Below are 284 nucleotides of genomic sequence, written 5' to 3' on the forward strand. Positions count from 1 at the left end.
TCGGCTGAGCGACGGGTAGATGATGTGGTTGTTGCCGAAGCGCGCCACCTGCTCGGGCTTGAACCGCGACATCAGATGATCCTTGATCGTATTGACCGAGATATTGCGCGTCAGCTGATGGTAAAAGTCCGCATCCGAATCGCTGTCGCCTGCCGCCATTGCGCCTTCGAACGCGGAGTCGAGGTTGCCGCTGATGAAGATGACGAGCTTCGTGTAGTCGATTTCCCACGATTCGCGGCCGAGCGCATTCTCCAGCACCGAAGCCAACTTCACTTCATCCCAGC

The 284-nt window shown here is 57.7% G+C and carries 1 protein-coding gene; it reads right to left on the minus strand.

What is annotated here, in order from left to right:
* Positions 1-284: hypothetical protein (locus AC1RO3_RS09120; protein ID WP_481764101.1), on the minus strand; the 284-nt coding region annotated here is incomplete at both ends.

The organism is Dellaglioa sp. CoH-57-MRSF-19 (assembly GCF_056781975.1).